Below are 19,192 nucleotides of genomic sequence, written 5' to 3'. Positions count from 1 at the left end.
AGATCTAAGCTTTTTAATTGTTTCCATTTCCACCAGTTTTCTTAGGCTCGTTTGGATCAATAGTTGGATCGTCACCTCCTCCTTTAATTGTTTTTTGCTCTTTTCTAGAGATTGCTTCTAATTGAAAATTTTCGAATGCTAATTTGTTATTTTTCATGACTTTATTTTTTTGGATTAGTTTTTAAAAGAGTTTTTTCTCTTGTTTATGGATTTCCGTTTCCGCCAGTTTTTCTAGGCTCGTTTTGATTATTTGGATCAATAACAGGATCGTCACCTCCTTTAATTGTTTTTAGCTCTTTTCTAGAGATTGCTTCTAATTGAAAATTTTCGAATGTTAATTTGTTATTTTTCATGACTTTATTTTTTTTGGATTAGTTTTTAAAAGAGTTTTTTCTATTGTTTATGGATTCCCGTTTCCGCCAGTTTTTCTAGGCTCGTTTTGATTATTTGGATCAATAACTGGATCGTCACCTCCTTTAATTGTTTTTAGCTCTTTTCTAGAGATTGTTTCTAATTGAAAATTTTCGAATGTTAATTTGCTATTTTTCATGACTTTATTTTTTTGGATTAGTTTTAAAGTGTTTTTTTCTATTGTTTATGGATTCCCGTTTCCGCCAGTTTTTCTAGGCTCATTTTGATTATTTGGATCAATAACTGGATCGTCACCTCCTTTAATTGTTTTTAGTTCTTTTCTCGAGATTGTTTCTAATTGAAAATTTTCGAATGTTAATTTGCTATTTTTCATGACTTTATTTTTTTGGATTAGTTTTAAAGTGTTTTTTTCTATTGTTTATGGATTCCCGTTTCCGCCAGTTTTTTTAGGCTCGTTTTGATCATTAGGATCTATATTTCCCCCTCTAATTATTTTTTGTTCTTCTCTAGAAAGTTTATCTATTTGAAAATCACTGAATGTTAATTTTGAATTTTTCATGTTTTTGATATTTGTATTATTTAAAATTAGTACTATAAATCTTTCATAAATATTTTTTGGCAGTCATATCAGATGCGATAAAAAACAGCGCTAAAAATTGATTATGTAAAGTTTTTTGGGTTTATTTTTTGGTCTTTAAAAGCAGTAGAAAAAAGATTTATTTATAAGTTAATTCTGATTTTTTAAAATTGTTTTTCTTTGCTTTTTTGGGAGTGTTTTTTGTTCTTTTCGAGGATCAATTATGGACTAAAATTGGTTATTTTTTGCATCCTCTTTTTATGATTTTTTTCTTGTAAAATCAACTCTTTTTTAGGGCCTATTTTTCATGTTTATGAATGTTTAGATTATTACTTATCCAAAACTAGATAAAAAGCGAAACCGTTAATCGAAAATGGGCTTTTGAAGCTTTTTGACAAATAAATAAACATTTAAAAGCTTATTTTTCAACATGTTGCAGTGGTTACTATACTTGGTATAATTTATAAATTGTATGTGGTATAATTAATAAAATGTATGTGTTCATGCGATTTTAATCAATAAAAACCCCAATCTTTGCAGTGTAATTATGATTTAAAAACGATCCAAAACGATGTTAAAGCTGGTCCAAAAATTTCTGCAAATCAATCGCTACTCAGATATCAAAAATGAGTTTAAGGATCTGTTTTTGTCACATCCAAATTATCCGAGTTTGTTTGCCATTACAGACTCGTTTGATTTGCTTTCTGTGGAGAACGCAGCTGTGAGAGTTTCGAAAGAGCAGATTGAAGATTTGCCTTCAAACTTTTTGGCTTATTTTAAAGACGAATTAATACTGGTAGAAAAAATTAAAAGCGGCGTTAGAATCACAACTACAAAAAAAGGGACTCAAAAATTATCATATGATAAATTCCTTTTAGATTGGAATGGCGTAATTGTAGCCATTGAACCAAACAATGTTGTAGCAAGAGACAATCTTAAAATAGAATACAATTGGTTGAAATATTTTCTGCCACTTGCGCTAGTAGCCGGATTATCTTTCTTTTTTAATCGTTTTGATTGGTTTAGCGCTTCTTTTTTGGTAACATCGGTATTAGGTTTTGTCGTAAGCATATTTATTGTACAGGAGAAATGGGGAGTTAAAAACACAGTAATTTCTAAATTCTGTAATTTAAGTTCAAATACTTCTTGCCACTCTGTAATAAGTTTCAATGATGATATTGCAAATAGATGGTTGAGTTTCTCAGATTTGCCATTGCTTTTCTTTGGATCAAGCATCATCGCTATATTAGTTCAGCCTTTAAGTTCGGCTATTTTTATTGGATTCTTAAGTCTATTAGCTATTCCAATAATAGTTTGTTCGATCTGGATTCAGAAATTCGAGATTCAAAAATGGTGTATAATGTGTTTAGCAATATCATTTTTAATCTTAGTTCAAAGTATAGTTTGGTTTTCGTCAGATCTTTTTACGTTGAGTTTTAGTTTTAATGCCATTTTTCCTTATGTATTTTCTTTACTGCTTTTAATTCCAATTTGGGCGACAGTTAAGGTGATGATTAAAAAAATGCTTGATAACGAGAACTCTTTAAAAGAGCTTAAGAAATTTAAAAGAAATTATTCGCTATTAAATTTCTTGTCTAAAAAAGTAAAATATACAAAAGGATTTGAAGATTTAAGAGGTTTGACATTTGGCAACAAAAATGCAGGAGTTAGACTTTCTGTCATTCTTAGTCCAAGTTGTGGACATTGTTATAAAACTTTTCAAGAAGCTTTTGATTTAGTATTGAAGTTTCCAGACAAAATATTTTTGAATGTTCTTTTTAATATTAATCCCGAAAACAACGATAATCCTTATAAAGCAGTTGTAGAAAGACTATTAACAATTAATAGAACAACGCCAGGGAAAACAGTTGAAGCAATCTCAGATTGGTATATCAAGAGAATGGTTCATAAAAAATGGCTTAAAAAATGGAACGTTGATTCTGTAAGCATGATGATAAATCAGGAAATTCAGAAACAATATGATTGGTGCTCTATGAACAATTTTAATTATACACCTATTAAAATTGTCAATGAAAGGCTGTTTCCAAATGAATATGAATTGAATGAATTGAAATATTTCTTAAATGATTTTGTTGAGGAAGTTCAAGTTTTAGAGAAGACAGCATAAAAAAACAGAAATTTCGACTGTTCAAATAGAAAATGTTAATCCCCGATTTAAAACCTGCAGTTATGTTAAAGAATATTTTGAAATTGAAAGGTGCGGTAGAATTGACTGCAAATGAGCTAAAAACAATGAACGGAGATCATGCTCCTATTTGTGAAGATGGATTTAAAGCGAAAAGATGTACAGAATTTGGAACGGTGCCAGCACACTGGAACTGTATACCAAATAGTTATGTTGGAAATTGCTAAGGAATAAAATGCTAAGCATCAAGTTATTAAGGATTTGAGGCTTAAACTCAAAAATGTAAATAACCAGTTATGTTAGAAAAAATTTTAAAAAGCAAAGAAACGAGAAAGCTGACAAAAAAAGAGCAGAAAAGCATTTTAGGAAGTGAGTATTCACAAGAACTGAATTGCAATGATACTGCTGTCGAGAAATATTATGCTTGCTAATTTTAATGTTTAGATAGTAACAATCAAGCACTGTTATTATATAAAAAAGGTATTAAATATGTTAAAGAAGATCTTAAAACTAGAAGGTGCTCAGTACATTAACAAAAGTGTACAGAAGACCATGAAAGGAGGAATTCCAGATTGTTGGGTTTATGCTTTGGAAGCAGGATGCATTTTAATACCGTTAGGCGAAACTTGTCCGCTAAATACATCATCGGGTATTTGTGATACAAGCCGTCTTTGTTGTTGATTTTTAACTTTTTTAAAAGTAATACGATATAGCCTTATTTAGAATTTAGTCATGTTTTTTTTGAATGTATAGGCGCTCGATCGTGGAACATTGAGCAAATTCTCAGTATTGATGATTGGTACTGAGATTCTTAGGAGTTGGCCGCTGTGTTAATTTTATTTGGTTAGGGTAACCGCGGCCATGTCCTAAAGAAATTGTGTTGCTAAAATTTGTTTTTAAATACGAAACAGAGAAGATCATATCTTCTCTGTTTTTTTATGTTAAAATTTAAATATTGCTATTATGTAAGTTTAAAAGTGTTATATTTATAATAACCGTAGGTTTAATCTTAAAATTATGAATTTGATCGCGAGCAAATCACAAAACTTTAAAATTATTCTTGTGAGTTATTTTTTAACTATAACATTTTAAATTATGAAAAATTTACAAAAATTTGGTAAAGCTTTAAGCAAAGCTGAAATGAAAAGTATTAATGGCGGATTTTCTTGCTCTTGCAATGGTCGTTATCTAGGAGAGTATTCTTCTGCAAGCGCATGTTGTTCTGCTTGCAATGTAAGTTGCTAAATTACAGAGTAGGGTAAGGAGGCAACTCCTTACTCTTTATAAAACCTTTTTTTAACCAGCAACAAAGCCTCTAGAATTATCTTAAATTATTATGACTGTAAGTATTTATAAATATAAACAAAGACTACTAGTTTTGCTTCTTGTGCTATTTTTTAATCAGGAAACTTTTTCGCAAAATAAGGCAGTTATTCTAGGCAAAGGTTTTGATAAACAAAATGGCAAACTTCTTAAAGTAGCAAAACCAATTGGAAATTATCCTAAAAGTTTTTATAAAAAAAATAACGACGATATAAAAGTCGAAAATGGACAATTTGTAAAAGAATTAGAATTAGATTCTAACGGCTTTATTACAGTTTATGAGGATCCATATATGTTTGGAAGTTTTTCTTTTTTTGTAGAGAAAGGAGATTCCATAATAATAGAACAAAAAAAAGATAGAATTGAAATAAGCGGGAATAATTCAGCTTTTAATAATCTTTATACAAAAAATTCATATTTAAAATTAAGTCCAGATAGTGTTTTTGATGTTTTGACGGTTTTAAAAAAGTACAAAAATGCTGATGATGTTATTAAAAATATAGATATTCAAAAACAAAAAATATTTAATTTTTACAAAGCTTTACACAAAGAGAAAAAAATTAGTGCGAACTGTTTGAAAGCAGTTAATGCTGAAATAGATGGGCGAATTAATTTTTTTGCGGGTAATTATTCGGAAAACGGAAGAAACGAGGAAACGAGAAAAAAACTAGGATTAGCATTTGATCCAAAAGAAGCTCAAAAATTAGTTGAGTTTTATAATTCAAAATATTCTGTATTTAGCGAAAATAGTTTGTATAGTACCATATTGGATCAAAACCTCTATATGACGGGCTGGAATATGGAAGCACAGGCCAAAAAGACAAATAAAAAAGTCAATAGGTTTTGGAATCAATTTGATGAGCTATTTAAAAGTTGCAGATCAAATTTTGGTGTAATTGATTTTGTAGAGCCCGAACAATACAAAGAAATATATATTGCAAGTTGTATTTTTGAGTCAATACGATTCAATTGCGTAAAAAATAAAAAAGACTTAATAGCTGTTTATAGGGCTTTTATAAAAAAATACCCTGAAAGCAATTATAATGCAATAATAGAGAATCTTCTCTTTGAAGATGATCTAAAGCAAAAGGAGAATAATAATTCTCCAATAGGAAGTTTAAGTTCGTATGACGCAGCTGTTGGGTTGTCGATTTCAAATAGCCGTATTGATGTAAAGAAATCCTTTGAGGAGGCAATTGCTGAAAAATATCCAAATCAAAATTTGTTCATTGATTTTTGGGCAACATATTGCTCTCCATGTATCAAACAATTTGAATATAATGACGAATTGCATGTGTTTTTAAACAAACAGGATATCAAAACGATTTATGTGACTATTGATAACGAAGCAAGTGTTGAATTATGGAAGAAAATGATTAGCGATTACAGTTTAGTTGGGTATCATCTTTTTGCAAGCGAGGTTTATAGAAATGAAAAAATAATGAAAGAAGTTATAGATTATGTGCCTCATTATTTTGTTTATAATTACAAAACAAAAAAAATAACTTTAGTTGAAGGTTATCCAAGTGAGAAACAAAAATTTTATGATAAAATAACGGCTTCCCTTATTAAATAAACTAGAGCATGGATAATTCCAAGAAAATAGCTTTGCTATATCCTTACTATGGGAAATTTCCATGGTATTTTAAATTTTTCATTGAATCATGTAAGTACAATCCATCAGTTGATTTTATAATTTTCACAGACATAAAAATTAATGAAGAACTGCCAAAAAATATAATCGTAATTGAATACTCATTTTTAGAATTGAAAAAATTAATAAGTGAGAAAATGGGCTTTTCTGTTTCATTGAATTCTCCTTATAAATTATGTGATTTTAAACCTGCATACGGAGTAATTTTTTCAGAATTTATTACTGATTATGATTTTTGGGGACATGGAGACATTGATTTAATCTTCGGAAATATAAGGACGTTTATGACCGATGAGATTTTAGATAATTTTGATGTAGTGTGTGTTCGGGATGAATACGTTACAGGTTTTTTTACTTTATTTAGAAATAATGAGTTTGTAAATAAATTATATGAGGAAAGTAAAGATTATAAGTTTGTTTTTCAAAACGAAAAAAACTTTGTATTTGATGAATGTGGCAACTTGTTTTCAGAGCTTCAGGCGGGAGAATCTATTTTTGAATTAGAATCGGAAATAGAAACAATGACTCATGTGATAAAAAGACTTAATCAGGAAGAAAAAATTAGAGCCTATTTTGATTTCTTTGTTGTCGAAGGTGTTCCAGGAAATTTACTTTGGGAGAATGGTACACTCAGCTTTAAAGATCAGTACGAAATACTATTGTATCATTTAATCACATTTAAGAATTTTCCACACTTTGTGCCTTTTTTTTGGAAAAAAGTACCTTCAAAATTTTATATCGGTAAGAATTACTTTTCCTCTTATCCCGAGAACTCCGCTAGAATTAAGTTCTATAAGATATTCTTTCAATTTTATTTAAGTATTTTAAATCTAAAAGACGCATTTTTGAGATGGCTTGAAAATTTAAAAACAGCTGCATTATTATTTTTTAATAAAAACGCATATGATGTAACAGAGGTAGTTATAATCATAGATAATAAAAAAACAAGAAAGGTAAAAAGGTTAGAAAAAAAACAAATTGAAGGAAATGCTTCTAAAGAGATTTTTGGTATAAAATGATTATAGATATTTGACAGAAGGGTTTACCGATTTATTTTTTATCTCATCTAATAATTTTATACTTTTTGTAAGTATTTTAGATTATATTGCTGTACAAAAAATTGAATGACAATTGAAAAAATTTCCCCATTATAAACAGGCAGATTACAAAGATTGTGGCCCAACTTGTTTGAAAATAATTGCAAAGCATTACGGAAAAACAATCAAAATTCAGGAATTGCGTGACGCAAGCGAGACAACTCGTGAAGGAAGTAATCTACTTTTTTTAAGCGATGCTGCCGAAAAAACAGGCTTTAGAACTTTAGGGGTAAAGCTAAGCTTGGAGAGATTAGAAGAGGTGCCTTTGCCTTGTGTGCTGCATTGGAACCAAAACCATTATGTTGTACTTTATAAAATCAAAAAAGGGACATATTACATTTCTGATCCAGCTTTTGGACTAATTCAATATAATAAGGAAGATTTTTTAAAATTCTGGATAGGAAATAATGCCGACGATCAAACCAAAGAAGGTGTTGCGCTGTTGCTAGAACCAACACCAGTTTTTTTTCAGTCTGAATTTGATAAACAAGAAGGTGGAGAAATAGGTTTTGGACTGTTATCGCATTATATTCTTCGCTATAAATCATTTTTGATACAGTTGAGTATCGGTTTATTGGCAAGCAGTTTACTGCAGCTTATCTTCCCTTTCTTGACTCAAAGTATTGTTGATGTCGGAATCCAAAATCAGAATCTAAATTTTATTTATCTGGTTCTTTTTGCCCAGCTTTTTCTTTTTGCTGGAAGAACAGGTTTGGATCTCATTAGGAGTTGGATTTTACTGCATTTATCAACCCGAATCAATATTTCGCTTATTTCAGATTTCTTTATCAAATTAATGAATCTGCCTATTTCCTTCTTTGATGTGCGAATGACGGGAGATATCATGCAGCGAATAAATGATCATCGCCGTATCGAAAAAATTCTGACCACATCATCACTCAATGTTCTATTTTCTGTAATTAATATGTTTATAATGGGAGCTGTTTTGGCCTATTATAATCTGCAGATTTTTTTGGTGTTTTTTGCAGGAAGTGTGTTATACTTTGGCTGGATAATTCTATTCTTGAAAAGAAGAGAAGCATTGGATTATAAACGATTTGCAGAAATTTCGAATGAGCAGAGTAAAGTAATAGAGCTGATAAACGGAATGCAGGAAATTAAGCTTCATAATGCCGAAAAGCAAAAACGATGGGGCTGGGAGTATGTTCAAGCAAGACTTTTTAGGGTTTCGATAAAAGGATTGGTTCTAGAGCAGACCCAAACAATTGGTTCATCAATTATTAATGAATTAAAGAATATTTTTATCGTATTTCTTTCGGCAAAATTAGTGATTGATGGTTCTATAACTTTAGGTATGATGTTGGCAATCAGTTCGATTGTTGGGAGTTTAAATGGGCCAATTACGCAACTTATTGAATTTGTTAGGGAGCTTCAGGATGCTAAAATATCGTTAGCCAGATTGTCCGAAATTCATCAAAAAGAAGACGAAGTTCAGCAGGAAGCCAACCAAACAAGTGAAGTTCCGCAAAATGTCGACATAGTAATTAAAAACCTTTCTTTTAGATACTTAGGTTCAGATATTCCTGTTTTAGACAATTTAAACCTTTTAATTCCGAGCAATAAAGTAACTGCGATAGTGGGTGTTAGCGGAAGCGGTAAAACGACTTTAATGAAGCTCTTGCTCAAGTTTTATGAACCTGAAAAAGGAGAAGTGCTTATTGGAAACGCACAGCTTAAAAATATTTCGCAACATGCATGGAGAGCTAATATTGGAGCTGTAATGCAGGAAGGTTTTATTTTTAGCGATACCATTGCTAATAACATTGCTATTGGAGTAGATAAAATAGATAAAGAAAGATTGCTTTATGCTGCAGATGTGGCAAATATTAAACAGTATATCAGTGAGCTGCCTCTAAATTTTAATACCAAGGTAGGTTCTGAAGGATTAGGAATGAGTACAGGACAGAAACAGCGTCTGCTTATTGCGAGGGCTGTTTATAAAAATCCCGAAATTTTATTTTTTGATGAAGCCACTTCAGCCTTAGATGCCAATAATGAAAAGGAAATCATGAAAAAACTCGATATTTTTTTCAAAGACAAAACGGTTGTTGTAATTGCGCATCGATTGAGTACTGTTATGAATGCTGATCAGATTGTGGTTTTAGATAAAGGAAAAATCATAGAGATAGGAAGCCATTCGTCATTGGTAGAACAAAAGGGTAGTTATTTTGAATTGGTTAGAAATCAGCTGCAATTAGGAAATTAATCATGAACAAAGATACATTTGAATTAAGAAGCGAAGAGGTTCAGGATATCCTGACCAAAGTGCCACATTGGATGATACGATGGGGTACGGTTTTAATATTTGCCATAATTGTTTTACTGTTTTTTGTTTCCTGGTTTGTCAAATATCCAGATGTTGTAAAAACAGAAATTGTAATTACCACTAATATTCCGCCAGAGAAAATAGTTTCCAAATCTTCTGGACGCATTGAGGCTATTTTGGTTAAAAATAAAATGCTAGTTCCTAAAAACAGCACATTGGCTATTATAGAAAATACAGCCAATTACAAAGATGTTTTTCGACTAAAGGATATTGTTGATAAATACGACATCAACAACTCGCAAAAAGAATTTCCTTTTGAGCAATTGAAAAATACGCAATTCGGTGAAGTAGAAAGTGCGTATGCTGCATTCCAGAAAGATTATCAGGCACAGGAACTCAATAAAGATCTGCATCCATTTCAGATCGAAAGTAGAGCGCAACAGTCCGAAAAAATCCAAATAACAGAAAGGTTGGAAATCCTGCAACAGCAAAAAATAATTAACGAACGCGAATTGGAGCTTCAGAAAAATGAAGTAGCCCGTTTTGAAACGCTGTTTAATAAAGGAATTATTTCTGCTCAGGAAATGGAAGTTAAAAAATTGAATTTCCTTCAGGCGCAAAAGAACTATCGAAGCCTGCTGTCTTCGATTTCTCAATTGAGGTCTTCTTTGATTGACAACACAAAATCAAGCCAGAATTTGCAAATAAATAGCACTAAAGAAGAAGTTAATCTCGATCGTAGTGTTTCGCAGTCCTTTTATCAATTGAAAAAAGTGATAAGAGATTGGGAGTTGGCGTATGCCTTAAAATCGTCAATTAGCGGAAAAGTCACGTTTTTGCAGGTTTGGAATGAAAATCAGACCATAAATGTTGGCGATAACGTGTTTTCTATTATTCCAGATGCAAAAAATAGTTTCATAGGAAAAGTAAAAGCTCCAGCTTTAAATTCAGGAAAAATAAAAGTGGGGCAAAGGGTCAATATTCGTTTGGCAAATTTTCCTGACAGAGAATTTGGGGTTCTAAAAGGTGAAATCAAAAATATTTCGCTAGTGCCCGATAAAGAAGGAAATCTACTAATAGATGTTGCGCTTCCAAACGGTTTAAAAACATCATACAATAAACAAATTGCTTTTCAGCAGGAAATGAAAGGAAATGCAGAGATTGTAACCGAAGATCTGCGTTTAATTGAGAGAATTCTGTATCAGTTTAAAAGCATTTTTGAACAAGTTTAAAAATTAACCAATCCCACATACCTAACAATTAACCAAAATCACAAAATTTAAATGAAAAAAACAGTACTTATTGCCTTTTTATTATTATTTCAATTTTCTTTTTCAAAACCAATTACCGAAACTCAAAAGTTAGCTGCAACCTGCAAGGTTTGGGGTTTCCTAAAATATTATCATCCGAATGTTGCAGATGGAAGTAAAAATTGGGATGAACAATTATTTCAAATTCTGCCAAAAGTAGAAGAAGCGAAGACTTCTGAAGCATTTTCTTTGGTAATTGAAAATTGGATTGATTCTTTGGGGGAAATTAAAAAACAGGAATCTTTAAAACCTGCTGTAAAAAAAGAATATTTTGATAAAAATTTCGATTTGTCATGGGTCAATAATAAAGAATTGTTCTCGAAATCACTTTCAAAAAAATTGAAATTTATTGAAGAAAATAGAATTCAGGAAAAACAGTATTATGTTGCTTACGAATTCGGCAGTAATGGTACTCCATTGCAATTTAAAAATGAAGTAAAATATGCAGAATTTAAATGGACTGATAAAAATTTACGTCTTTTAGCCCTTTTTAGATATTGGAATTACATCGAATATTTCTTTCCATATAAATATCAAATGGATGAAAATTGGGATAAAGTATTAAATGAAATGCTGCCAAGATATTATGCGCCAGAATCTGAAAAGGATTTTAATTTGGCAATGCGTGAGATCTCTGTAAAGCTAAATGATACTCACGCCTCAACTAGTATGCCTCAATTGTTTGAATATTTTGGCGATAAATTTATTCCCGTAGACGTTACTATCATTGATGAAAAAGCAATTGTTGTTGCATTGAAAAATGATTCTCTGGCAAAAGTTAGTGACATTAAGATTAGCGACGTAATTACAAAAGTAGAAGGGAAGACTATTGCAGAAATTTTGAATGAAAACCGAAAATATGTAGAAGGATCTAACGAGCCATCTGTTTTAAAGAATGCATATTGGGCAATTTTTAATGGAAAAACACCTTCATTTGAAATCGAGTATATTCGAGACGGAAAAACTTCAATAAAGTCTATTAATAGATATGAGTATGAAGATTTAAAAGTTCAATTTCCAGATAAAGAAAAATGGAAAATTTTAGAGGGCAATATCGGTTATGTTGATTTTAATGAACTTGATCCAGCAGATGTTCCAGCCTTAATTTCAGCCTTAAATAATACAAATGCAATAATTTTTGACAATAGAAATCGACCACACGAGGTTATGTATCCAATTGTAGATTGGCTTAATCCCGAAGAGAAAGAATTTGCCAGATTTCTTGATCCAGATGTAAATTATCCTGGACGTTATTATTGGAGAGAAGGAATTCAGAAGTGCGGAAAAAATAATCCAGATCATTATAAAGGAAAAGTAATTGTGATAACTAATGAAAAAGCTGTAAGTCATGCTGAATTTACTGTAATGAGTTTACAAACGGTTCCTAATTGTGTAGTAATTGGAAGTCAGACTGGTGGAGCTGATGGTGCAAATTACAGATTTCAAATTATTAAAGGATTTGGTTCAGCATTTACTTGCTATGGTGTTTTTTATCCAAACAAAAAAGAGACCCAACGTATTGGAATTGTTCCAGATATTGAAGTGAAGCCTACTATTTTAGGAATTCAGCAAGGAAGAGATGAGGTTTTGGAAAGAGCTGTTCTTTTTGCTAAAAAGGGTAAATAGAAAAATTTAAACAGAGTCTTTGTCAAAGTTTTAAACTTTGACAAAGATGTTTTTTACATCTTCAAATAAAATTCTTTAGTTAATTCAATATATTCTGGCGTATAAACATGACGATCGATTTCGATTATTAATTCATCAATTTCAATTTCTGAAACTTCATTTCGGCTAAAAGCCAATAAACTGCGTTTGATTTCTGTTTTAGGAGTTCCTTTTACTCTTGTAATTTTTAAAGGATATAATTCTGCTTCTTTAGCTAAGGCGATAAACTTTTCTTCTTCTTTGAAAGGAAGAATAATGGCTAAAACTCCGTTTTCTGAAAGTAATAAATCGGCAGCTTCAACAATTTCTTCAAAAGGCATTGCATCTTGAAAACGCGCTAAATCGCGCTGTTCGTTATCTGTTTTGTAATCCTCAGCATAAAAAGGCGGATTCGAAATGATTAAATCATATTCATCTTCCGGTTCTTCAATAAATTCATCTAAACCAGCATGAAAACAGAATAAGCGATCGCCCCAAGGAGAACTCTCAAAATTTTCTACCGCTTGTTCGTAAGCGTCTTCATCAATTTCTAGAGCATCAATTTGTTCAGCATGACTTCTCTGTGCCAGCATTAAAGCAATAATTCCTGTTCCAGCGCCAACATCTAAAACACTAAACGGATTATGATGAATGGGAGCCCAAGCGCCAAGTAAAACACCATCAGTGCCTACTTTCATAGCGGTTTTGTCTTGTTTAACAGAAAATTGCTTGAATGAAAACATTGCAGTATATAATTGAATTTAAAAGTTTATGATGCAGTTAGACACTGAATACTAAAAACTGAGACTGAAAACTAAATTAAAGGTACATCTCCACAAGACCTTCAGGAAGATCCATGATTACTTTTTTGTTCTCACGATCGATTTTTACAAGGAAATTATCAATCATTGGAACTAAGATTTCAACTTCACCATTTAAAACTTCAAAAAGAGGCTGGGCAGTTGAATCGTTGATAGAAGTTATTTTTCCGAAAACACCTAAACGCTGGTCTTCAATTTCAAATCCAATAACTTCGTGGAAATAGAATTTGTTGCCAGTAAGTTTTGGCAACATAGTTAAAGGAAGGTAGATTGCATTTCCTAATAAAGCATCTGCATCTTCTTCGGTATTTACATCTTCAAAACGAACTCTTAGAAAGTCGTTTTTGTGTAATGAACTTGTTTCAATAAAAAAAGGAACCAAGTGTTTGTTGTGTTCAACAAACACTGATTCCAGATTTTCGTATAACTCAGGCTCATCTGTGTCTAAATAGACCAAGACTTCACCTTTGAAACTAAATTTTTTAGCGATTTTACCTAAATAAAAACAGTCTTCTTTACGCATTATCGCTAAGTAAAATTATGCTTCAGTTGTTTCGTTATTCTCTTCAGCAGCAGGAGCTTCTTCAGTAGCTTCAGCAACTTCTTCAGTAGCCTCAGTAGCTTGTGCAGCAGCTTCAGCTTCAGCTTGTGCAGCAGCAGCATCAGCAACACGTTTAGCGTTAACTTCTTGCTCAGCTTTTAAAGATTTTGCTTTAGCATCAGCTTTTGCTTTAGATAAACCATCTTTTTTAGCATCAACTTTACCAGCTTTTGATTCTAACCAAGCAGTTAATTTAGCATCTGCTTGCTCTTGTGTTAAAGCACCTTTACGAACTCCTCCATCAAGGTGGTGTTTCAATAAAGCACCTTTGTAAGAAAGGATAGCTCTTGCAGTATCAGTTGGTTGAGCACCATTGTGTAACCATTTAACTGCGCTGTCAAGGTTTAATTCAACAGTTGCTGGGTTAGTGTTTGGATTGTAAGTACCGATTTTCTCTAAGTATTTACCATCTCTTTTTGAGCGTGCATCTGCAGCTACTACCCAGTAAAAAGGTTTTCCTTTTTTACCGTGTCTTTGTAATCTAATTTTTACTGACATAATCTTATTGATTAAATTTTGAGGTACTCGACCTCTGTTAATTAAGGGCGCAAAGATATAATTTTTTTATGAAAAACACGTTTTAAAGAAGATTAAATATACTTGAGTTGTTTTTTTAGCATTTTTTTGACTTTTTAATTTAAGTATTTAGTTCTTAATGCAATACTTTTGCATCAAATTCATTTTAAACATGAAAAAATACTTTTACTTTTTATCATTTTTACTTTTACTTATCTCTTGTACAGAAGATGTAAGATTTAATAATCCAGCTTTTCAGACTTTAAAAGACAATAATTTTTGGAGGGCTCAAGCTTATGAAGCAGGAACAGAATCGAACGGAACTTTTGTTATACATGGTTCTCTAGGGAATGAACAAATAAGTTTTAAACTTCCTGCGCCAACCGTAAAGACCTATGTTTTAGGTGTAGATGATGTTACAAAAGCGACTTATAAAAACACTTATAAAGGACAAGAAGCAGAATTTAGTACAGGAGCTGCCAAAGGAAGCGGGCAAATTGTGGTGACGGAATATAATACGGAAGAAAAAACTATTTCGGGGACGTTTAAATTTACTGTAATTAATACTGATCCTAGTGCTGAGAAGCAGGAAATGCACTTTTCTGAAGGTGTTTTTTATAAAATTCCAGTTGCGCCAGAAGGGAATTTTGTTCCCGTTGATTAAGTTATTCGTCTGAATATATTTTACAAAATCAAAATAAAAACTTAAATAAACTAATATATAGTAGATTACAGAATAATAAGACTACATTTGCTTATTATTATAAATAAATATCTATGAATATTTTTGTTGGAAGCCTTCCATTCAGTATTGAGGAAGCAGATTTAAGAGAGTCTTTTGAGGCTTATGGAACAGTTGACTCTGTTAAAATTATTACTGATAAATTTACTGGAAGAAGTAAAGGATTTGGTTTTGTTGAAATGCCAAATGATGCAGAGGCTCAAAAAGCAATCGATGAATTGAACGGTGCTGTAGTTTCAGGTCGTACAATCGTTGTTAATAAATCTGAACCTAAACCAGAAGGCGAAAGAAGAAGTTTTAATAACAACCGCGGAGGAAACGATCGTGGTGGTTACGGAAACAACCGTGGCGGAGATCGCGGAAACAGAAGAGAATATTAATGTTTTTTTTCTAAAATATAAAAGGGATCAACGAAAGTTGATCCCTTTTTTTGTTTCAGGTTTCAAGTTTCAGGTTGTTGTAACGTTAAACTTGAAACTTGAAACAAAAAATAACTAATTATACATTCGCAGCCAACCAGTCACCAACTTCTTTAGTGCCGTATGCTTTTCCGCCATTAGCTAAATCTTCGGTAACTACTCCAGCTTCTAAAGCCTTGTTTACAGCATCTCTCATCGCTTTTCCTTCTTCCATCAATCCGAAGTTTTCGAACATCATGGCAGCAGATAAAATAGTAGCCATTGGATTTGCAATGTTTAATCCTGTAGCTTGCGGATATGAACCGTGAATAGGTTCGAATAAAGATACTTCAGCTCCCATAGAGGCAGAAGGCATTAATCCCATTGAGCCTGAAATTACAGAAGCTTCGTCTGTTAAGATATCTCCAAATAAGTTCTCCGTAATCAATACATCATAAGAGTTTGGCCATTGAACCAAACGCATAGCAACAGCGTCAACAAATTCGTAGCTTACTTCAACTTCTGGATAGTCTTTTTCCATTGCTTGAACTGTTTCTCTCCACAAGCGTGAAGTTTCCAAAACGTTTGCTTTGTCAACGCAGCATAATTTTTTAGAACGAGTCATGGCTAATTCGAAACCTTTTTTAGCTAAACGCTGTACTTCGGCTCTTGTGTAAACACAGTTGTCGTAAGCTGTATCTCCGTTGTCTTTTCTTCCTTTTTCACCAAAATAAATTCCTCCAGTTAATTCTCTTAAGAAAACTAAATCAGTTCCTTCAATTCTTTCTCTTTTTAAAGGAGATTTATCTAATAAAGATGGGAATGTAAAAGTTGGTCTTACGTTTGCGAACAAACCTAATGCTTTACGCATTTTTAATAAACCTTGCTCTGGACGTACTGGTGCAGAAGGATCGTTATCGTATTTTGGGTGGCCGATTGCTCCAAAAAGAACGGCATCAGCATTTTTACAAACTTCGTGTGTTGAATCTGGATAAGGTTCTCCCACAGCATCAATTGCAGCAGCACCGGTTAAAGCTGGTTTCCAAGTGATTTCATGTCCGAATTTTTTTGCAATAGCATCAGATACTTTTACTGCTTCATTTATTACTTCTGGTCCGATTCCGTCTCCGGCTAAAAGGGCTATGTTTAATTTCATTCTATATGTGTTATTAAGGTTCAAAGTGACAAAGTTTCAAAGTTTCAAAGTTTTTAAAAGCAGACTAAAATCTTTGTCCCTTTGTTACTTTGAAACTTTGCAACTATATTAAGTTATAATGTTAAGCATTTTTTGCGTTGCAATAATCGCTGCAACAGTCTGGTCAGAATCTAATCCGCGGGTTTTGAATTCTTTTCCGTTGTTGACCCATGTAATAATGGTTTCACACAATGCATCAGAACTACTTCCTGGAGGGATTCTTACCGCATAATCAATTAATTTTGGAAGCGTTAATTTTTTGCTTTTATAAATCTTGGATAAAGCATTCATAAAAGCATCAAACTGACCGTCTCCTTGTGCATTTTCTTCGATTATTTCTCCGTTTAAATTTAAAGATAAAGTCGTAGATGGGCGCATTCCTTTAGAATGAACCAGCATATAAGAATTTATAGTGATTTTTTCTTCGTAAGTATGACTGTCCAAAACATCCGAAATAATGTACGGAAGATCTTCTTTCGTTACGGTTTCTTTTTTGTCGCCCAACTCGATAATTCTTTGGGTAACTAATTTCAAATCCTCGTTGTTTAGTTTTAAACCTAATTCCTGAAGATTTTTCTCGATATTGGCTTTTCCCGAAGTTTTTCCGAGAGCATATTTTCTTTTTCTTCCAAAACGTTCTGGAAGAAGATCATTAAAATAAAGATTGTTTTTGTTATCTCCATCAGCATGAATTCCTGCTGTTTGTGTAAAAACATTATCGCCTACAATAGGTTTGTTGGCAGGAATTCTATAGCCTGTGAAAGTCTCAACTAGTTTGCTTACAGAATACAGAGAAGTCTCTTTTACATTGATGTTTACTTGTGGCAAATAATCGTTGATTACGGCAACAGTACTTTCAAGAGGTGCATTTCCAGCACGTTCTCCCATTCCGTTTACCGTTACATGAAGTCCGTTGATTCCAGCTTTTACGGCTTCCATAACATTCGCAATACTTAAATCGTAATCGTTATGAGCGTGAAAGTCAAAATGAAGAGTTGGGTATTTTGCTCTGATTTTTGAAATAAATTCGAAAGTCAAAGATGGAATTAAAACCCCTAAAGTATCTGGAAGTAAAATCCTTTTAATTGGCTGCGTAGATAAGAAATCCAAAAACTGAAAAACATATTCAGGAGAATTTCGCATTCCGTTGCTCCAGTCTTCCAGATAAACATTAGTTTCTATATTGTTTTCTTTGGCTAAAGCAATAATCTGAGAAATTTCAGAAAAATGCTGTTCTGGAGTTTTTTTTAACTGATGCGTTAAGTGATTCATTGAACCTTTGGTCAATAAATTCTGCACTTTGGCTCCAGCTTTTTTCATCCAGTCGATTGAAACGCCTCCGTCAACAAACGTTAGCACTTCGATTCTTTCAATATAACCTTTTTCTTCAGCCCAAGAAGTAATGCCTTTAACAGCCTGAAATTCTCCCTCGCTCACGCGTGCGGAAGCAATTTCGATTCTATCAATATTTAATTCCTCCAACAACAATTGTGCAATGGTTAATTTTTCTGCAGCAGAAAAAGATACTCCTGAGGTTTGTTCACCATCACGAAGCGTCGTATCCATTATTTCAATTTTTCTTTTTTCCATATTGATGTTTCTAACGGGTCGGATATTAGTAATATCCTATTTAATTTTGACGCTGATTTTACTGATTAGGTTTGCGAAGACGCTGATAAAATGGATTTTTTTATTAAAATAAAATCTGCGTTAATCCGCGCTTTTGCGATAGCAAATCTGTTTCATCCGCGTTCTATTTTTTCTCATTTAATTTAGAAAGACCCGACTAGTTTTTGAAACCTGTCGGGTCTAATATCCTGAATGAGATTTCTATTTAGTAAGGAAGTTTATCGGCAAAAGTTTTAATATCTTCCTTCATATCTTGTAAATAATCAATGTCGTCAAAACCATTAATCATATTGTTCTTTTTGTAACCGTTAATAGCAAAAGATTCTTGCTGACCAGTTGACAATAAAGTGATAGTTTGATCTGGAAGATTGATTTCTAATTCTGTTTTAGGATCGGCCTCGATAGCTTTGAAAATGTTTTCCAAAAACTCAGGGCTGATTTGAACTGGCAAAACACCAATATTCAAACAGTTTCCTTTGAAGATATCAGCAAAGAAACTAGAAACCACAGCGCGGAATCCGTAATCGTAAACTGCCCAAGCAGCGTGCTCTCTAGAAGATCCAGAACCGAAGTTTTTTCCTCCAACCAAAATTTTTCCAGAATAAGTAGAATCATTTAAAACGAAATCTGCTTTTGGAGTATCGTCTCCGTTGTATCTCCAGTCTCTAAAAAGGTTGTCTCCAAAACCTTCACGTTTTGTAGCTTTTAAGAAACGAGCTGGAATGATTTGATCTGTATCAACGTTCTCAATTGGCAGTGGCACTGCACTGCTGGTAAGTATAGTAAATTTATCGTATGCCATTTTGATTTTTGATTTTAGATTAACGATTTCTGATTTTAGATTTGTTGTTGTATCTTAAAATTGTAAGCGTTAATGTTT

22 protein-coding genes are annotated in these 19,192 nt (G+C 32.4%); 11 read left to right on the top strand and 11 right to left on the bottom strand.

Features of this window, described 5'->3' with window-relative positions:
* Nucleotides 1–13: 13 nt before the first annotated feature.
* From NCC77_RS03875 to NCC77_RS03855, 5 genes are read right to left on the bottom strand one after another with little or no spacing between them, the layout of a single operon-like run.
* Nucleotides 14–157, bottom strand: coding sequence for an rSAM-modified peptide (locus NCC77_RS03875; protein WP_250834430.1), 144 nt, complete (start codon nucleotides 155–157; stop codon nucleotides 14–16).
* A gap of 46 nt (nucleotides 158–203) precedes the next feature.
* Nucleotides 204–353, bottom strand: a complete 150-nt coding sequence (locus NCC77_RS03870) for a TIGR04149 family rSAM-modified RiPP (protein WP_250834429.1) — start codon at nucleotides 351–353, stop codon at nucleotides 204–206.
* 47 nt (nucleotides 354–400) lie between these two features.
* Nucleotides 401–550, bottom strand: coding sequence for an rSAM-modified peptide (locus NCC77_RS03865; RefSeq protein WP_250834428.1), 150 nt, complete (start codon nucleotides 548–550; stop codon nucleotides 401–403).
* A 45-nt stretch (nucleotides 551–595) separates the two neighbouring features.
* Nucleotides 596–745: an rSAM-modified peptide gene (locus NCC77_RS03860; RefSeq protein ID WP_250834428.1), complete on the bottom strand. Its 150-nt coding sequence runs from the start codon at nucleotides 743–745 to the stop codon at nucleotides 596–598.
* A gap of 45 nt (nucleotides 746–790) precedes the next feature.
* On the bottom strand, nucleotides 791–931 hold the full coding sequence (locus NCC77_RS03855) for an rSAM-modified peptide (RefSeq protein ID WP_250834427.1): 141 nt from the start codon (nucleotides 929–931) through the stop codon (nucleotides 791–793).
* A 589-nt stretch (nucleotides 932–1,520) separates the two neighbouring features.
* Between NCC77_RS03855 and NCC77_RS03850 the strand changes: the two genes are divergently transcribed.
* The 9 genes from NCC77_RS03850 (at nucleotide 1,521) to NCC77_RS03815 (ending at nucleotide 12,392) form a co-directional block, all read left to right on the top strand.
* Nucleotides 1,521–3,077 carry a vitamin K epoxide reductase family protein gene (locus NCC77_RS03850; RefSeq protein ID WP_250834426.1) on the top strand — a complete coding sequence of 519 codons (1,557 nt, stop codon included), beginning with the start codon at nucleotides 1,521–1,523 and terminating at the stop codon, nucleotides 3,075–3,077.
* Nucleotides 3,078–3,139: 62 nt separating this feature from the next.
* Nucleotides 3,140–3,322, top strand: a complete 183-nt coding sequence (locus tag NCC77_RS03845) for a hypothetical protein (RefSeq protein ID WP_250834425.1) — start codon at nucleotides 3,140–3,142, stop codon at nucleotides 3,320–3,322.
* A 69-nt stretch (nucleotides 3,323–3,391) separates the two neighbouring features.
* Complete coding sequence (locus tag NCC77_RS22940) at nucleotides 3,392–3,526, top strand: hypothetical protein (protein WP_284705076.1); 135 nt, start codon at nucleotides 3,392–3,394, stop codon at nucleotides 3,524–3,526.
* Nucleotides 3,527–3,584: 58 nt separating this feature from the next.
* On the top strand, nucleotides 3,585–3,776 hold the full coding sequence (locus NCC77_RS03840) for a hypothetical protein (RefSeq protein ID WP_250834424.1): 192 nt from the start codon (nucleotides 3,585–3,587) through the stop codon (nucleotides 3,774–3,776).
* Nucleotides 3,777–4,431: 655 nt separating this feature from the next.
* Nucleotides 4,432–5,994 (top strand): TlpA family protein disulfide reductase, encoded by a 1,563-nt coding sequence (locus tag NCC77_RS03835; protein WP_250834423.1) that lies wholly within the window; start codon nucleotides 4,432–4,434, stop codon nucleotides 5,992–5,994.
* Between the two features lie 8 nt (nucleotides 5,995–6,002).
* Entirely contained in the window at nucleotides 6,003–7,091 is a 1,089-nt protein-coding gene (locus NCC77_RS03830; protein ID WP_250834422.1) for a DUF6625 family protein, read from the top strand.
* 112 nt (nucleotides 7,092–7,203) lie between these two features.
* Entirely contained in the window at nucleotides 7,204–9,396 is a 2,193-nt protein-coding gene (locus NCC77_RS03825) for a peptidase domain-containing ABC transporter (protein WP_250834421.1), read from the top strand.
* Between the two features lie 2 nt (nucleotides 9,397–9,398).
* Nucleotides 9,399–10,688, top strand: a complete 1,290-nt coding sequence (locus tag NCC77_RS03820) for an HlyD family secretion protein (RefSeq protein WP_250834420.1) — start codon at nucleotides 9,399–9,401, stop codon at nucleotides 10,686–10,688.
* A 51-nt stretch (nucleotides 10,689–10,739) separates the two neighbouring features.
* Nucleotides 10,740–12,392, top strand: coding sequence for a S41 family peptidase (locus tag NCC77_RS03815; protein ID WP_250834419.1), 1,653 nt, complete (start codon nucleotides 10,740–10,742; stop codon nucleotides 12,390–12,392).
* Nucleotides 12,393–12,445: 53 nt separating this feature from the next.
* Here the strand turns inward: NCC77_RS03815 and NCC77_RS03810 are convergent, their stop codons facing one another.
* From NCC77_RS03810 to NCC77_RS03800, 3 genes are all read right to left on the bottom strand, one after another.
* Nucleotides 12,446–13,153 carry a tRNA1(Val) (adenine(37)-N6)-methyltransferase gene (locus NCC77_RS03810; protein WP_250834418.1) on the bottom strand — a complete coding sequence of 236 codons (708 nt, stop codon included), beginning with the start codon at nucleotides 13,151–13,153 and terminating at the stop codon, nucleotides 12,446–12,448.
* Between the two features lie 76 nt (nucleotides 13,154–13,229).
* The gene (rimM, locus tag NCC77_RS03805) at nucleotides 13,230–13,754 is read right to left on the bottom strand and encodes a ribosome maturation factor RimM (protein ID WP_095929708.1); all 525 of its coding nucleotides are present in this window, start codon (nucleotides 13,752–13,754) and stop codon (nucleotides 13,230–13,232) included.
* A 15-nt stretch (nucleotides 13,755–13,769) separates the two neighbouring features.
* Complete coding sequence (locus NCC77_RS03800) at nucleotides 13,770–14,330, bottom strand: 30S ribosomal protein S16 (RefSeq protein ID WP_248729074.1); 561 nt, start codon at nucleotides 14,328–14,330, stop codon at nucleotides 13,770–13,772.
* Nucleotides 14,331–14,520: 190 nt separating this feature from the next.
* Here NCC77_RS03800 and NCC77_RS03795 point away from each other — a divergent pair, with 190 nt between their 5' ends.
* Nucleotides 14,521–15,012 carry a DUF6252 domain-containing protein gene (locus NCC77_RS03795; RefSeq protein WP_250834417.1) on the top strand — a complete coding sequence of 164 codons (492 nt, stop codon included), beginning with the start codon at nucleotides 14,521–14,523 and terminating at the stop codon, nucleotides 15,010–15,012.
* Nucleotides 15,013–15,125: 113 nt separating this feature from the next.
* Entirely contained in the window at nucleotides 15,126–15,470 is a 345-nt protein-coding gene (gene rbp, locus NCC77_RS03790; protein ID WP_250834416.1) for an RNA-binding regulator, read from the top strand.
* A 118-nt stretch (nucleotides 15,471–15,588) separates the two neighbouring features.
* Here the strand turns inward: rbp and leuB are convergent, their stop codons facing one another.
* The 3 genes from leuB to leuD form a co-directional block, all read right to left on the bottom strand.
* On the bottom strand, nucleotides 15,589–16,644 hold the full coding sequence (leuB, locus tag NCC77_RS03785; protein WP_026727055.1) for a 3-isopropylmalate dehydrogenase: 1,056 nt from the start codon (nucleotides 16,642–16,644) through the stop codon (nucleotides 15,589–15,591).
* Between the two features lie 108 nt (nucleotides 16,645–16,752).
* Complete coding sequence (locus NCC77_RS03780) at nucleotides 16,753–18,273, bottom strand: alpha-isopropylmalate synthase regulatory domain-containing protein (protein WP_250834415.1); 1,521 nt, start codon at nucleotides 18,271–18,273, stop codon at nucleotides 16,753–16,755.
* Between the two features lie 244 nt (nucleotides 18,274–18,517).
* Nucleotides 18,518–19,114 carry a 3-isopropylmalate dehydratase small subunit gene (leuD, locus tag NCC77_RS03775; protein ID WP_250834414.1) on the bottom strand — a complete coding sequence of 199 codons (597 nt, stop codon included), beginning with the start codon at nucleotides 19,112–19,114 and terminating at the stop codon, nucleotides 18,518–18,520.
* Between the last annotated feature and the right edge of the window lie 78 nt (nucleotides 19,115–19,192).

Source organism: Flavobacterium tyrosinilyticum, from assembly GCF_023656565.1.
In the GTDB taxonomy this organism is placed as follows: Bacteria; Bacteroidota; Bacteroidia; order Flavobacteriales; family Flavobacteriaceae; genus Flavobacterium; species Flavobacterium tyrosinilyticum.
Note: the sequence above shows the minus strand (reverse complement) of the source record. Positions and strands in the feature narration are given on the sequence as shown.